General features: G+C 54.7%; 12 protein-coding genes, 2 tRNA genes and 2 rRNA genes. 11 read left to right on the forward strand and 5 right to left on the reverse strand.

Annotated elements, in window-relative coordinates:
* The first annotated feature begins 71 nt into the window (after window positions 1-71).
* From GQR96_RS04575 to dkgB, 4 genes are all read left to right on the forward strand, one after another.
* A 23S ribosomal RNA gene (locus GQR96_RS04575) occupies window positions 72-2974 on the forward strand.
* 198 nt (window positions 2975-3172) lie between these two features.
* A 5S ribosomal RNA gene (rrf, locus tag GQR96_RS04580) occupies window positions 3173-3288 on the forward strand.
* 57 nt (window positions 3289-3345) lie between these two features.
* Window positions 3346-3422: transfer RNA gene (locus GQR96_RS04585), tRNA-Asp, on the forward strand.
* 164 nt (window positions 3423-3586) lie between these two features.
* On the forward strand, window positions 3587-4390 hold the full coding sequence (gene dkgB / locus GQR96_RS04590) for a 2,5-didehydrogluconate reductase DkgB (protein WP_065903421.1): 804 nt from the start codon (window positions 3587-3589) through the stop codon (window positions 4388-4390).
* A gap of 32 nt (window positions 4391-4422) precedes the next feature.
* Here the strand turns inward: dkgB and yafC are convergent, their stop codons facing one another.
* Window positions 4423-5328, reverse strand: a complete 906-nt coding sequence (gene yafC, locus GQR96_RS04595; RefSeq protein WP_004204612.1) for a DNA-binding transcriptional regulator YafC — start codon at window positions 5326-5328, stop codon at window positions 4423-4425.
* Between the two features lie 104 nt (window positions 5329-5432).
* On the opposite strand from yafC, the gene GQR96_RS04600 reads away from it, so the two are divergent.
* From GQR96_RS04600 to GQR96_RS04610, 3 genes are all read left to right on the forward strand, one after another.
* The gene (locus GQR96_RS04600) at window positions 5433-6623 is read left to right on the forward strand and encodes an MFS transporter (protein ID WP_065903424.1); all 1191 of its coding nucleotides are present in this window, start codon (window positions 5433-5435) and stop codon (window positions 6621-6623) included.
* 102 nt (window positions 6624-6725) lie between these two features.
* A complete protein-coding gene (locus GQR96_RS04605) occupies window positions 6726-7523 on the forward strand; it encodes an endonuclease/exonuclease/phosphatase family protein (protein ID WP_002889629.1) in 798 nt (265 codons plus the stop codon).
* An 89-nt stretch (window positions 7524-7612) separates the two neighbouring features.
* Window positions 7613-8383 carry a class I SAM-dependent methyltransferase gene (locus GQR96_RS04610; RefSeq protein ID WP_032455587.1) on the forward strand — a complete coding sequence of 257 codons (771 nt, stop codon included), beginning with the start codon at window positions 7613-7615 and terminating at the stop codon, window positions 8381-8383.
* Between the two features lie 59 nt (window positions 8384-8442).
* Here the strand turns inward: GQR96_RS04610 and mltD are convergent, their stop codons facing one another.
* Window positions 8443-9810, reverse strand: a complete 1368-nt coding sequence (mltD, locus tag GQR96_RS04615) for a murein transglycosylase D (protein WP_004204616.1) — start codon at window positions 9808-9810, stop codon at window positions 8443-8445.
* A 71-nt stretch (window positions 9811-9881) separates the two neighbouring features.
* On the reverse strand, window positions 9882-10637 hold the full coding sequence (gene gloB / locus GQR96_RS04620; RefSeq protein ID WP_004204618.1) for a hydroxyacylglutathione hydrolase: 756 nt from the start codon (window positions 10635-10637) through the stop codon (window positions 9882-9884).
* A 32-nt stretch (window positions 10638-10669) separates the two neighbouring features.
* Here gloB and GQR96_RS04625 point away from each other — a divergent pair, with 32 nt between their 5' ends.
* A complete protein-coding gene (locus GQR96_RS04625) occupies window positions 10670-11392 on the forward strand; it encodes a class I SAM-dependent methyltransferase (RefSeq protein WP_065903427.1) in 723 nt (240 codons plus the stop codon).
* Here GQR96_RS04625 and rnhA read toward each other — a convergent pair.
* Window positions 11389-11856: a ribonuclease HI gene (rnhA, locus tag GQR96_RS04630; protein ID WP_004204620.1), complete on the reverse strand. Its 468-nt coding sequence runs from the start codon at window positions 11854-11856 to the stop codon at window positions 11389-11391. The genes GQR96_RS04625 and rnhA overlap by 4 nt on opposite strands.
* A 64-nt stretch (window positions 11857-11920) precedes the next feature.
* Here rnhA and dnaQ point away from each other — a divergent pair, with 64 nt between their 5' ends.
* Entirely contained in the window at window positions 11921-12652 is a 732-nt protein-coding gene (dnaQ, locus tag GQR96_RS04635) for a DNA polymerase III subunit epsilon (protein ID WP_004204621.1), read from the forward strand.
* A 133-nt stretch (window positions 12653-12785) separates the two neighbouring features.
* Window positions 12786-12862: transfer RNA gene (locus tag GQR96_RS04640), tRNA-Asp, on the forward strand.
* Between the two features lie 59 nt (window positions 12863-12921).
* Here the strand turns inward: GQR96_RS04640 and GQR96_RS04645 are convergent.
* Complete coding sequence (locus tag GQR96_RS04645) at window positions 12922-13803, reverse strand: LysR family transcriptional regulator (protein WP_012968890.1); 882 nt, start codon at window positions 13801-13803, stop codon at window positions 12922-12924.
* A gap of 103 nt (window positions 13804-13906) precedes the next feature.
* On the opposite strand from GQR96_RS04645, the gene eamB reads away from it, so the two are divergent.
* Window positions 13907-14497: a cysteine/O-acetylserine transporter gene (eamB, locus tag GQR96_RS04650; protein WP_004204623.1), complete on the forward strand. Its 591-nt coding sequence runs from the start codon at window positions 13907-13909 to the stop codon at window positions 14495-14497.
* The last annotated feature ends 5 nt before the right edge of the window (window positions 14498-14502 follow it).

Genomic DNA, 14502 nt, shown 5'->3' on the forward strand with positions numbered 1-14502 from the left:
GACACACAGTTAATGTGTGTTCGAGTCTCTCAAATTTTCGCAACACGAAGTGAAACATCTTCGGGTTGTGAGGTTAAGCGACTAAGCGTACACGGTGGATGCCCTGGCAGTCAGAGGCGATGAAGGACGTGCTAATCTGCGAAAAGCGTCGGTAAGGTGATATGAACCGTTATAACCGGCGATGTCCGAATGGGGAAACCCAGTGCAATTCGTTGCACTATCGTTAACTGAATACATAGGTTAACGAGGCGAACCGGGGGAACTGAAACATCTAAGTACCCCGAGGAAAAGAAATCAACCGAGATTCCCCCAGTAGCGGCGAGCGAACGGGGAGCAGCCCAGAGTCTGAATCAGCTTGTGTGTTAGTGGAACGGTCTGGAAAGTCCGACGGTACAGGGTGATAGTCCCGTACACCAAAATGCACAGGTTGTGAACTCGAAGAGTAGGGCGGGACACGTGGTATCCTGTCTGAATATGGGGGGACCATCCTCCAAGGCTAAATACTCCTGACTGACCGATAGTGAACCAGTACCGTGAGGGAAAGGCGAAAAGAACCCCGGCGAGGGGAGTGAAAAAGAACCTGAAACCGTGTACGTACAAGCAGTGGGAGCACCTTTATGGTGTGACTGCGTACCTTTTGTATAATGGGTCAGCGACTTATATTCTGTAGCAAGGTTAACCGTATAGGGGAGCCGCAGGGAAACCGAGTCTTAACTGGGCGTTAAGTTGCAGGGTATAGACCCGAAACCCGGTGATCTAGCCATGGGCAGGTTGAAGGTTGGGTAACACTAACTGGAGGACCGAACCGACTAATGTTGAAAAATTAGCGGATGACTTGTGGCTGGGGGTGAAAGGCCAATCAAACCGGGAGATAGCTGGTTCTCCCCGAAAGCTATTTAGGTAGCGCCTCGTGAACTCATCTTCGGGGGTAGAGCACTGTTTCGGCTAGGGGGTCATCCCGACTTACCAACCCGATGCAAACTACGAATACCGAAGAATGTTATCACGGGAGACACACGGCGGGTGCTAACGTCCGTCGTGAAGAGGGAAACAACCCAGACCGCCAGCTAAGGTCCCAAAGTCATGGTTAAGTGGGAAACGATGTGGGAAGGCACAGACAGCCAGGATGTTGGCTTAGAAGCAGCCATCATTTAAAGAAAGCGTAATAGCTCACTGGTCGAGTCGGCCTGCGCGGAAGATGTAACGGGGCTAAACCATGCACCGAAGCTGCGGCAGCGACACTATGTGTTGTTGGGTAGGGGAGCGTTCTGTAAGCCTGCGAAGGTGACCTGTGAGGGTTGCTGGAGGTATCAGAAGTGCGAATGCTGACATAAGTAACGATAAAGCGGGTGAAAAGCCCGCTCGCCGGAAGACCAAGGGTTCCTGTCCAACGTTAATCGGGGCAGGGTGAGTCGACCCCTAAGGCGAGGCCGAAAGGCGTAGTCGATGGGAAACAGGTTAATATTCCTGTACTTGGTGTTACTGCGAAGGGGGGACGGAGAAGGCTATGTTAGCCGGGCGACGGTTGTCCCGGTTTAAGCATGTAGGCTGGTTATCCAGGCAAATCCGGATAATCAAGGCTGAGGTGTGATGACGAGGCACTACGGTGCTGAAGTAACAAATGCCCTGCTTCCAGGAAAAGCCTCTAAGCATCAGGTAACATCAAATCGTACCCCAAACCGACACAGGTGGTCAGGTAGAGAATACCAAGGCGCTTGAGAGAACTCGGGTGAAGGAACTAGGCAAAATGGTGCCGTAACTTCGGGAGAAGGCACGCTGGTGTGTAGGTGAAGTCCCTGCGGATGGAGCTGAGACCAGTCGAAGATACCAGCTGGCTGCAACTGTTTATTAAAAACACAGCACTGTGCAAACACGAAAGTGGACGTATACGGTGTGACGCCTGCCCGGTGCCGGAAGGTTAATTGATGGGGTTATCCGTAAGGAGAAGCTCTTGATCGAAGCCCCGGTAAACGGCGGCCGTAACTATAACGGTCCTAAGGTAGCGAAATTCCTTGTCGGGTAAGTTCCGACCTGCACGAATGGCGTAATGATGGCCAGGCTGTCTCCACCCGAGACTCAGTGAAATTGAACTCGCTGTGAAGATGCAGTGTACCCGCGGCAAGACGGAAAGACCCCGTGAACCTTTACTATAGCTTGACACTGAACATTGAGCCTTGATGTGTAGGATAGGTGGGAGGCTTTGAAGCGTGGACGCCAGTCTGCGTGGAGCCAACCTTGAAATACCACCCTTTAATGTTTGATGTTCTAACGTTGGCCCCTTATCGGGGTTGCGGACAGTGTCTGGTGGGTAGTTTGACTGGGGCGGTCTCCTCCCAAAGCGTAACGGAGGAGCACGAAGGTTAGCTAATCCTGGTCGGACATCAGGAGGTTAGTGCAATGGCATAAGCTAGCTTGACTGCGAGCGTGACGGCGCGAGCAGGTGCGAAAGCAGGTCATAGTGATCCGGTGGTTCTGAATGGAAGGGCCATCGCTCAACGGATAAAAGGTACTCCGGGGATAACAGGCTGATACCGCCCAAGAGTTCATATCGACGGCGGTGTTTGGCACCTCGATGTCGGCTCATCACATCCTGGGGCTGAAGTAGGTCCCAAGGGTATGGCTGTTCGCCATTTAAAGTGGTACGCGAGCTGGGTTTAGAACGTCGTGAGACAGTTCGGTCCCTATCTGCCGTGGGCGCTGGAGAATTGAGGGGGGCTGCTCCTAGTACGAGAGGACCGGAGTGGACGCATCACTGGTGTTCGGGTTGTCATGCCAATGGCACTGCCCGGTAGCTAAATGCGGAAGAGATAAGTGCTGAAAGCATCTAAGCACGAAACTTGCCCCGAGATGAGTTCTCCCTGAGACTTTAAGTCTCCTGAAGGAACGTTAAAGACGATGACGTTGATAGGCCGGGTGTGTAAGCGCAGCGATGCGTTGAGCTAACCGGTACTAATGAACCGTGAGGCTTAACCTTACAACGCCGAAGATGTTTTGGCGGATTTGAGAGAAGATTTTCAGCACTGATTCAGAAGTACGAAATAGTTTGCGCAGCAGCAAGGCGGCAAATGATGCACGTCAGCAGGAGCATACATAAGTATGTGACTGCTGCGGGCGAATGCAGCCAACGCAGCTGATGCGATAAAATATTTCGTACTGAGCACAAAGAATTTTGCCTGGCGGCACTAGCGCGGTGGTCCCACCTGACCCCATGCCGAACTCAGAAGTGAAACGCCGTAGCGCCGATGGTAGTGTGGGGTCTCCCCATGTGAGAGTAGGGAACTGCCAGGCATCAAATTGCAGTAAGCCGGGGTGACAACCGGTGGTCATAAAGCGAAAAAATTCGGTGGAGCGGTAGTTCAGTCGGTTAGAATACCTGCCTGTCACGCAGGGGGTCGCGGGTTCGAGTCCCGTCCGTTCCGCCACTTATTAAGAGCCCTGAGCATTTGCTCAGGGCTTTTTTGTTTCATCTGTTCCCGATTATTGCTAAATCAGCAAAAATCCTCTGCATTAATCGCTCTTTTTCCCCTCCACACCATCAGCCATAATTTCATCCGTTAACCGAAATGAACAAATAACCAGGAAAAACATGGCAATCCCTGCATTTGGTCTTGGCACCTTCCGTCTGAAAGATGATGTTGTTATCGCATCCGTAAAAACCGCGCTGGAGCTGGGCTATCGTACTATCGACACCGCGCAAATCTATGACAACGAAGCCGCGGTGGGTCAGGCCATCGCCGAAAGCGGCGTGCCGCGTGATGAGCTGTTCATCACGACCAAAATCTGGATCGAGAACCTGAGCAAAGACAAACTCATCGCCAGCCTGAAAGAGAGCCTGCAGAAGCTGCGTACTGACTATGTTGATCTCACGCTGATCCACTGGCCGTCACCGAACGATGCGGTGGCTGTTGAAGAGTTTATGGCCGCTCTGATGGAAGCGAAGACGCTCGGCCTGACCCGTCAGATCGGTATCTCCAACTTCACTATTCCACTGATGGAGCGCGCGATTGCCGCCGTTGGCGCTGAAAACATTGCTACCAATCAGATTGAACTCTCGCCGTATCTGCAAAACCGTAAAGTCGTCGATTGGGCGCGTGAGCACGGTATCCATATCACCTCTTATATGACCCTGGCCTACGGTAAGGCACTGAAAGATGAGGTGATTGCCCGTATCACGGCGAAACATAATGCGACACCGGCGCAGGTTATCCTGGCATGGGCGATGGGCGAGGGGTACGCGGTAATCCCGTCCTCGACGAAGCGTGAGAACCTGGCCAGCAACCTGAAGGCGTTGGATCTGCAGCTGGATGATGAAGATCGCCAGGCGATCGCTGCGCTGGATTGCAACGATCGGCTGGTGAGCCCGGAAGGTCTGGCGCCGCAGTGGGATTAATCTCCCGCTTCCGGCATGCCTATCAGAGAGTACTACGACAGCTCCTTCGGGAGCTGTTTTACGTGTTCGCTTAGAAAATCAATAAACGCCCTGATACGTGTACTGACGGCTCTGTCGCTGTAGTACACCGCACTGAAGGGCATCTCCACCGGCAAGCGTTTGTCGGCCAGTAGTTCAACAAACTCCCCGCTGGCTATCTCTTTATCCACCATATAATCCGACAGACAGGCAATACCGTTGCCGGTCAGACACAGTTGTTTGAGGGTTTCCCCACTGTTTGATGACACCGCCGCCTCAATCTCTAACAACTGACCATCGCAACAGGAGACTGGCCAGGTGTTCAGAGAGACGGGTTCAGTGAAGCCCAGACACTGATGTTGTTTCAGATCTGACGGATGCTGCGGCACACCGTAGCGCGAGACATACGCTGGCGAGGCGACGATCTTACGATAGCTGGTGAACAGCGGTCGGGCGCGCAGGCTGGAATCCGTTAAGGTTCCGGCCCGTATCGCTACATCCACTTTCCGTTCAATCAGGTTAATAAACGTCTCTGAAGAGACGAGCGACAGCGTCATTTCCGGGTAACGCTCGCGAAACGGCTTCACCAGCGGCATGAGAAAATGCAGCATCACCGGCGTCGCGGCATCCACCCGCAGCAAGCCCCGCGGCGTCGTGCGCGTTTCCAGCAAGTCATTTTCTGCCGCCGCCATCTCCTGCAATACCACCTGCATCCGCCGAAAATAGCGCTCGCCTTCCTCTGTCAGACTGAGCTGGCGGGTGGTCCGATTAAGCAGGCTGACACCAAGCTTTGATTCGAGCTTTTTGACTGCCCGGCTGACGGCAGAGTTGGCCTGACCCAGCTGTTCGGCTGCCCGGCTGAAACTCCCGCTTTCCACTACCGCCACAAAGATGGCGATCTCCTCGGATGTGGCTCTCATTATTGCACCTGTAGCAAAATTATATTGATACTTTGATAGTTTTTGTTATTTATACAACCCTTCATACTACGTGTCATCTTAATCCTGATGCTACGGAGTAAATTATGCCACTGGCGCTATTTGCCTTAACCATCGGTGCCTTTGCAATTGGCACCACTGAATTCGTGATTGTCGGCCTGGTCCCGACGATTGCCCAACAACTTTCTATCTCTCTACCTTCTGCGGGACTGCTGGTCTCTATCTACGCGCTGGGCGTGGCGATCGGCGCCCCGGTGCTGACGGCATTAACCGGGCGTATGCCGCGTAAACAGCTGCTGCTGGCGTTGATGGTCCTGTTTACGGCGGGTAATGTGCTGGCCTGGCAGGCTCCAGGCTATGAAACGCTGATCCTGGCGCGCCTGCTGACCGGCCTGGCGCACGGCGTGTTCTTTTCTATCGGCTCGACAATCGCCACCAGCCTGGTGGCAAAAGAGAAAGCAGCCTCGGCTATCGCCATTATGTTCGGCGGCCTGACGGTCGCGCTGGTGACCGGCGTTCCCTTTGGCACCTTTATTGGCCAGCATTTCGGCTGGCGTGAAACCTTCCTCGCGGTATCGATTCTGGGTGTAATTGCGCTTGTCAGCAGTCTGATTCTGGTGCCGAATAATATTCCGGGCCGCGCCAGCGTCAGCCTGCGCGATCAGCTGAAAGTCTTAACCCATCCGCGCCTGCTGATGATCTATGCCATTACCGCGCTGGGCTATGGCGGCGTGTTTACCGCTTTTACCTTCCTTGCGCCGATGATGCAGGAGCTGGCCGGCTTCAGCCCCTCAGCGGTGAGCTGGATCCTGCTGGGCTATGGCGTCTCGGTGGCTATCGGCAACGTATGGGGCGGCAAACTGGCCGATAAGCATGGCGCCGTCTCCGCGCTGAAGTTTATCTTCGCCGCGCTGGTTGTGCTGCTGCTGGTGTTCCAGCTGACCGCCAGCGTTCACTATGCCGCGCTGGCAACGGTGCTGGTGATGGGCGTTTTCGCCTTCGGCAACGTGCCGGGTCTGCAGGTCTATGTGGTGCAAAAAGCAGAGCAGTATACCCCGGGGGCTGTCGACATCGCTTCCGGTCTGAATATCGCCGCCTTCAACGTCGGCATCGCGCTGGGATCGATCGTCGGTGGACAGACGGTCGAGCGGTACGGTCTGGCGCAGACGCCGTGGATTGGCGCGGTGATTGTGCTGGTCGCTTTGCTGTTGGTGGTTCTGAGCGGGCGTTTAGATAAATTGCCGCGCCGTTCGGCAGCGCTTTCTCCCGAAGGCTAAGGGTTTCTCGCAAATTGCATTGAAAGTGTATGGGAAAATCCCTATAACAGAAGAACCAGTCGTCGTCGGGCTGGTTTCTGTTATCGAGGATTAATGCCCAAATTGCGAAAGAACACCTACGCCATGCGCTATGTCGCCGGACAACCTGCGGAGAGAATATTGCCTCCGGGGGCGTTTGCGGGCGTGAGTCCGGTTTATCCCGCCGGCACGCCGTTAAGCAGCGATGAGAAGATCCGCGTGCTGGTGTGGAATATCTTCAAGCAGCAGCGTGCAGAGTGGCAGTCGGTCCTCAAAAATTTCGGCAAAGATGCGCATTTGGTCCTGTTGCAGGAGGCGCAAACCACCCCAGAACTGGTCAGGTTCGCGACTTCAAACTATCTGGCCGCCGATCAGGTGCCGGCGCTGGTATTGCCGCAGCATCCTTCCGGCGTGATGACGCTGGCCTCCGCCCATCCTATCTATTGCTGCCCATTGCGCGAGCGTGAACCAATTTTGCGTCTGCCTAAATCAGCATTAGTGACTGTCTATCCGCTGCCCGATGCGCGGTTGTTAATGGTGGTCAATATCCATGCCGTCAACTTCAGCCTTGGCGTCGACGTCTACAGCAAACAGCTGCTGCCGATTGGCGATCAGATTGCCCATCACAGCGGGCCGGTGATCATGGCCGGCGACTTCAATGCCTGGAGCCGCCCGCGGATGAACGCCCTGTACCGCTTTGCACGCGAGATGTCGCTGCGTGAAGTTCGTTTCTCTGACGACCAGCGCCGCCGCGCGTTTGGTCGCCCGCTCGATTTTGTGTTCTACCGTGGGTTAAGCGTGCACGATGCTTCCGTGCTGGTAACCCGCGCCTCCGACCACAACCCGCTACTAGTCGAATTCAGTCCCGGCAAGCCTGATTAATTTAAGGTTGGTCAGGCCTGCCATGGGGCAGGCCTGCGCATGCATGGTGCTGCCTTTTATTACTCAAAAAACCGTAAGGACAAGACAACATGACAACACGCTCTCACCATGACAACGTTGAAAAGCAGTTCAGCTCCCAGGCCAGCGCCTATCTGACCAGCGCCGTACACGCCTCTGGTCGCGATCTGCAGCGGCTGGCGGAACGTCTGGCTGATTTTCCGCAGGCGAAAGTGCTGGATATGGGCTGCGGGGCAGGGCACGCCAGCTTTACCGCGGCGGGACAGGTTGCCGAGGTGATCGCCTATGATTTATCGAGCCAGATGCTGGAGGTCGTTGCCGCCGCGGCAAAGGAAAAAGGCTTTAGCAATATCGTGACCCAGCAGGGGTATGCCGAAACGCTGCCGTTCGCTGATGCCAGCTTTGATATCGTTATCAGCCGCTATTCCGCTCATCACTGGCATGACGTTGGCCAGGCGCTGCGCGAGGTGAAGCGTGTTCTCAAGCCGGGTGGGGTGATGATCGTGATGGACGTGATGTCGCCGGGCCATGCGGTGCGTGATGTCTGGCTGCAGACCGTGGAAGCACTGCGCGATACCTCGCACGTGCGTAATTTTTCCAGCGGCGAGTGGCTGACGCTGGCGACAGAGGCGGGCCTGGTGATTAATCGGCTGTTGACCGATCGCCTGCCGCTGGAATTCAGTTCGTGGGTGGCGCGGATGCGTACCCCTGAGCCGCTGGTGGAGGCGATTCGTTTATACCAGCAGAGCGCCTCGGCGGAGGTGAAAGCCTACTTTGAGTTACAGCAGGATGGTTCCTTTACCAGCGATACCATCATGTTTGAAGCGCATAAAGCGGTTTAATACAGACAACAAAAAAGGCACCGGGGGAAGTCGGTGCCTTTTTATCGAACCCTGACGTATCAGGACTCTGGTCGATCGCTGTTTTTCACAAACAGGGTTAGCTGATCGCCAGGCCGCAGATTGTCGGTATCGCTGTTCCAGCGCATGACGTCGCGAATATTAACGCCATGACGTTTGGCGATGCTCGACAGCGAGTCACCTTTGCGAACGCGATAGGTGATGCTATCGCTGTTATTCGCCAGACGCTGCGCGCTGCTGCCGGCGCCGATAACCAGATTTTGTCCAACCTTCAACCCAGAGCCGCGCAGGTTATTCCACTGCTGCAGATCGCGGGTCGTCACACCGAGACGGGAAGCAATCCCGGAAATGGTGTCGCCGGAACGCACCTTATAGCTTCGGCTGGTCAGCGGCGTATTATCCGCGAGCTGCGTCGGCTGTACGGCGGCAATGTCGCCAGAGGCCAGCGATTCACGCAGTTGGGCTGCGTGCTTCTGCGGCACCATGACATACTTTGGCCCGCTAGCGCCCAGCGTTGACCCCTTTACGCCGGCGTTGAAGGTCTTCAGCTTGCTGACCGGCATACCGGCCATATCCGCGAGCTGAGAAATCTCAACCGGACTGTCGAGGCGAACGCGCGCCAGCGCACGGCTTTCATCAGCCGTAGGCAACTTTACGCCGTAACGTTTGCTGTTTTTGAGGATGTCGCTCAATGCCAGCATTTTCGGTACGTAGACTTTCGTTTCATGCGGCAGAGACAGCGACCAGAAATCGGTGGGTTTGCCACGCGAACGGTTCGCTTTCACTGCCTTCATGACCCGACCTTCGCCGCTGTTATATGCCGCGACCGTTAACAACCAGTCGCCGTCGAACATTTTGTTCAGACGTTGCATCATGTCCAGCGCCGCGGTTGTCGATGCGACAACGTCACGACGCGCATCGTAACTGCGGGTCTGTTTTAAACCATAATTGCGCCCTGTGCTCGGAATGATCTGCCAGATGCCTGCGGCATTGGCGCCAGACGTCGCGTGTGGGTCAAAAGCGCTCTCCACTATGGGTAGTAATACCAGTTCCATTGGCATGTTACGTTTCTTAACCTGCCCGGCTATCCAGTACATATACGGCTCTGCCCGTAAAGTTACATCGTGGAGATAGCTCTTATTTCTCAAGTACTTCTGTTTTTGCTCGCGAATCCGGGGGTTATCCGGTATTCCCATCTTTAGCTCGTCGCCTATGGAAGTCCACAGATCCTGGTCTTGCGCGTAGAAGGTTCCATCATCTAACCAGCGCGCTTGACTTGTGAACTTGCCTGCTTCCCCTTGACCAGCCGCAGAAAGGCTCTGTGCTCGCTGTTCGACGGTGCCATCGTGCTTAGACGCCTGGCACCCCACCAGCAGGACAGAGGCGAATAATATCGCTCGTGCCTTCATGTGTGTGTCAATAGTTGCTTAAAAGACGACCAAGGATAACGGCGAAGTTAGCCGATGACAAGAATTAAATGTCAGAATTCGTCTTTCTTTGACCTTAACCACGCAAATCGCGCCACAGAGTGTTGCAATTTTGTTTCTTTGTTAATTTTATCAATTAAATCAACATCATTTACGCGTAAAAATAAATTTATACGCCGCTCGTTTTTCAGAATTACGGGTAGTGTTTTTTGTTTTTTTGCACGTAACTCATTAACTTTATGATAGTAATCGTTTATGTCCCTATCATCAGGCAGGATACTTAACGCAAACTTCATATTCGCTAACGTATATTCATGTGCGCAACATATAATGGTTTCTGCAGGAAGGGCGTTAATTTTCATAAATGATTGATACATTTGCTCTGCGGTGCCTTCGAACAGCCTTCCGCAGCCGCCGGAGAACATTGTGTCGCCGCAAAACAGATAAGGTTCGCTGTAGTAACAGATATGTCCTAATGTGTGACCTGGCGTGGAGAAAATGGAAAAATCGTGACCCAGAATTGACAACCGATCGCCATCGTCTACTACCTGAGTAACCCCCTTATCCTGGGTTTCTGCCGGCCCGTAAACCACCAGAGAGGGGAATTTTTCACGTAATTGTTTTACGCCGCCGACGTGATCCTGATGGTGATGGGTCAGTAAAATGGCCTCGGGCTGCCACTGGTTTTCCTCGATTGCCGCCAGAACCGGCGCGGCCTCGCCCGGGTCAACGATGATGCAGCGGCCGTGATTCTCAATGAGAACCCAGATGTAGTTGTCCTGAAACGCGGGAATACTGATAAGATTCATAAATTACCTCTAAAGCGTAGCGGAAGGTGGCAATGAAGCCGGCAAGGATACCTCATACAGTGACAGCGCCTGAGCATTGGTCCAGTATGCCGTGGGGCGAATACTATCGCGAAACGCTTGAACAGCAGATGAAGCCATGGCTGGCTAAATTATATGGCTTTCATCTGCTTAAGATTGGCAATCTGAGCGCGGAAATCAATACCGAAGCTTGCGCCATCTCGCACCAGGTGAATGTCTCGCTGGCGGGAAACCCAATGCAGGTCCGGGCCGACCCGCTGCATTTGCCCTTTGCCGAAAAGTCCGTCGACGCCTGCCTGCTGGCGCATACCCTGCCGTGGTGCAGCGATCCGCATCGCCTGCTGCGGGAGGCCGATCGCGTCCTGATCGATGATGGCTGGATGATCCTGACCGGGTTTAATCCGGTGAGCCTGATGGGGTTGCGTAAACTGGTGCCGGTCCTGCGCAAAAGCACGCCGTACAACAGCCGTATGTTTACGCTGATGCGCCAGCTGGACTGGCTGTCGCTGCTCAACTTTGAAGTGCTGCATTATGGGCGTTATCAGGTTTTACCCTGGTCGCGGCATGGCGGCAAACTGCTGAGCACCCATCTGCCGGCGCTGGGCTGTTTGCAATTGATTGTCGCCCGCAAACGGACCATTCCGCTCACCCTTAATCCGATGAAGTCAGGGAAAGCGAAAACCCAGCTGCGGCCAGCAGTAGGCGCCACCCGGCAGTGGCGCAAGGGGCAAAATTAGCTCTCCGGCTGGTAGCCGATGTCGTCCTGAGTGGGATGGGAGGCCGCCGCGCGGGCCAGCTCGTCGCAGCGTTCGTTTTCTGGATGGCCGGCGTGGCCCTTCACCCACTCCCATTTGATCTTATGCTGGCCAAGCGCGGCGTCCAGCCGCTGCCAGAGGTCGACATTCTTTACCGGTTTTTTCTCTGCCGTTTTCCAGCCGCGCTTTTTCCAGTTGTGGATCCACTGGGTGATCCCCTGGCGGACATACTGGCTGTCGGTGCTGAGCACCACTTCGCAATGCTCTTTTAACGCTTCGAGAGCGACGATCGCCGCCATCAGTTCCATGCGGTTATTGGTGGTCAGACGGTAGCCGGCGCTGAAGGTCTTTTCGTGCTGGCGGTAGCGCATGATGGCGCCGTAACCGCCGGGTCCTGGATTTCCCAGGCAAGAGCCGTCGGTGAAAATTTCTACCTGTTTGAGCATCTCTGGTAGACTTCCTGTAATTGAAATCGATTTGTAAACGATAAGTCTGACATAAATGACCGCTATGAGCACTGCAATTACGCGCCAGATTGTTCTCGATACCGAAACCACCGGTATGAACCAGATCGGGGCGCACTACGAAGGACACAAGATCATTGAGATCGGCGCGGTGGAGGTGATCAACCGCCGCCTGACCGGTAACAATTTCCACGTCTATCTGAAGCCCGATCGGCTGGTGGATCCGGAGGCGTTCGGCGTGCACGGGATCGCCGATGAATTCCTGCTGGATAAACCCACCTTTGCCGATGTTGCCGATGAATTTATGGATTACATCCGCGGCGCGGAGCTGGTGATCCATAACGCCTCGTTCGATATCGGCTTTATGGATTATGAGTTCGGTAAGCTGAACCGCGGCATTGGAAAAACCGAGACCTTTTGTAAAATCACCGACAGTCTGGCACTGGCGCGGAAAATGTTCCCCGGCAAGCGCAACAGTCTGGATGCGTTATGTTCGCGCTACGAAATAGATAACAGCAAGCGTACGCTGCACGGGGCATTACTCGATGCCCAGATCCTTGCCGATGTCTATTTGATGATGACCGGCGGCCAGACGTCGATGGCGTTCTCTATGGAAGGCGAAAGCCAGCAGCAGGCGGGAGAGATGGGCATTCAGCGCGTCGTCCGCGCCGCCAGCCAGTTACGGGTAGTTTATGCCTCTGATGAAGAACTGGTGAACCATGAATCCCGCCTCGATCTGGTACAAAAGAAAGGCGGAAGCTGCCTGTGGCGTGCCTGATAACCACTAAAATGGATTAAAAGTAGGCGGTTGGGCGATTTTTGCAGCAAACGATTCAAAACGGTAGAAAAAGCGTTGACGGGGTAGAGGGGAATCCGTAATATTCGCCTCGTTCCCAACGGAACAACAACGCGGAGCGGTAGTTCAGTCGGTTAGAATACCTGCCTGTCACGCAGGGGGTCGCGGGTTCGAGTCCCGTCCGTTCCGCCACTATTCAGAAAGCCTGAATCAGCAATGATTCAGGCTTTCGTCGTTTTCGTCGCCGAATTTCAGCGCGCCTCTTGTTCCTCCTGCATACACTGCATGAATACCCGCATCGCAGGACTGATTGCTTTCCCGGCGTGATGGGCGCAGAGCGCATGGATCGTCAGCGGCGTCTCGCTGAACGGCAGCTCGACCAGCGTCCCGCGTTTGAGTTCCTCCTCTACCGCAAAGCGCGGCAGGAAGCTCACCCCAAGATTGCCCGCCACGCACTGTTTGATGCTTTCAATACTCCACAGTTCGATGGTGTTCTCCATGGTAATGCCGCGCTGGCGCAGGGTACTTTCAAAAATCTGCCGGAACACGCACTGGGGCTCGTTGATGATAAAGCTCAATGGGATATGCTGCCGCGGGCGCAGGAAGTCGACCGGCGCCTGATCGACTGATGCGACCAGCGCCAGCGGCTGCGGGCCAAGTTCCATCATGGTGAGTGCATCATCGTTGCCAACCCGGTAAAACACCCCCAGGTCGACTTCGTCAGCGAGCAGCGCATCACGGATGCTGTAGCAATTGAGCGACTGTAGTGACAGGCGGACCTTCGGGGCGCGTTGCTTAAAACGCTGCAGCACCGGCGGCATTTTGTACGCCAGCAGGGTTTCACCAGTGGCGACGCGAAGTTCGCCGCCGGGTTCATCGTCCTGGCGCGCCGCCTGGCGAATCGACGCCATCACTTTGGTCAGATCGTAGACGTGCGGCAGGACATTCTTACCCGCGGCGGTGAGACACATCCGCCGGCCAATTTTCTCAAACAGTGGGATAGCAAGCTCCTGCTCAAGCTGCTGGATATGAAAGGTTACGGTGGACTGGGTGCAGCACAGTTTCTGCGAGGCGCGCAGAAAGGATCCTTCTTCGACAACCGTTTTGAAAGTGATAAAGCGTCGCAGATCCATATTTCCTCTTTATATCGACATTCTCGAATTCAGAATGAAAAAACATTCATTTTTTTAAATTATCAGCTTCGGGTACTGTCTGCCAGTCAAGAGGAGAAAACCCGTGACACCTACCCTGATTAGCGCATTTTTAACTTACACCCTGATCACCGCCCTGACGCCCGGGCCGAATAATATTCTGGCGCTGAGCAGCGTCACCGCGCACGGCTTTCGACGGAGCATGCGGGTTCTGGCCGGCATGAGCCTGGGGTTTGTGATCATCATGCTGATTTGTGCCGGGCTGACGTTCACTCTCGTTACCCTGGATGAGGGGATAACCTCCCTGCTACGCTGGGTCGGCGCAGGGTATATCCTGTGGCTGGCCTGGCACATTGCGCGTAGCGACCCGGCCAGCGGTGGGCAGGAGGAGCGGCCTGTCAGCTTCTGGGCCAGCCTGGGGCTGCAGTTTGTGAATGTAAAAATTATCCTGTACGGCATCACGGCCCTGTCGACCTTTGTTCTGCCGGTGACTCGCGAGCCATTCTGGCTGGTGATGATAAGCCTGTTGCTATCAGTAATAGGCGTTGCCGGCAATCTTTGCTGGGCGCTGGCCGGTCATCTGTTTCAGCCGGTGTTCGAACGCCATGGAAGAGGGTTAAATCTGCTGCTGGCGCTGCTGCTGGTCTGGTGCGCGGTACGAATGTTTATGGAATGAATTAA

The organism is Klebsiella sp. PCX (assembly GCF_021869705.1).
In the GTDB taxonomy this organism is placed as follows: domain Bacteria; phylum Pseudomonadota; class Gammaproteobacteria; order Enterobacterales; family Enterobacteriaceae; genus Klebsiella; species Klebsiella quasipneumoniae.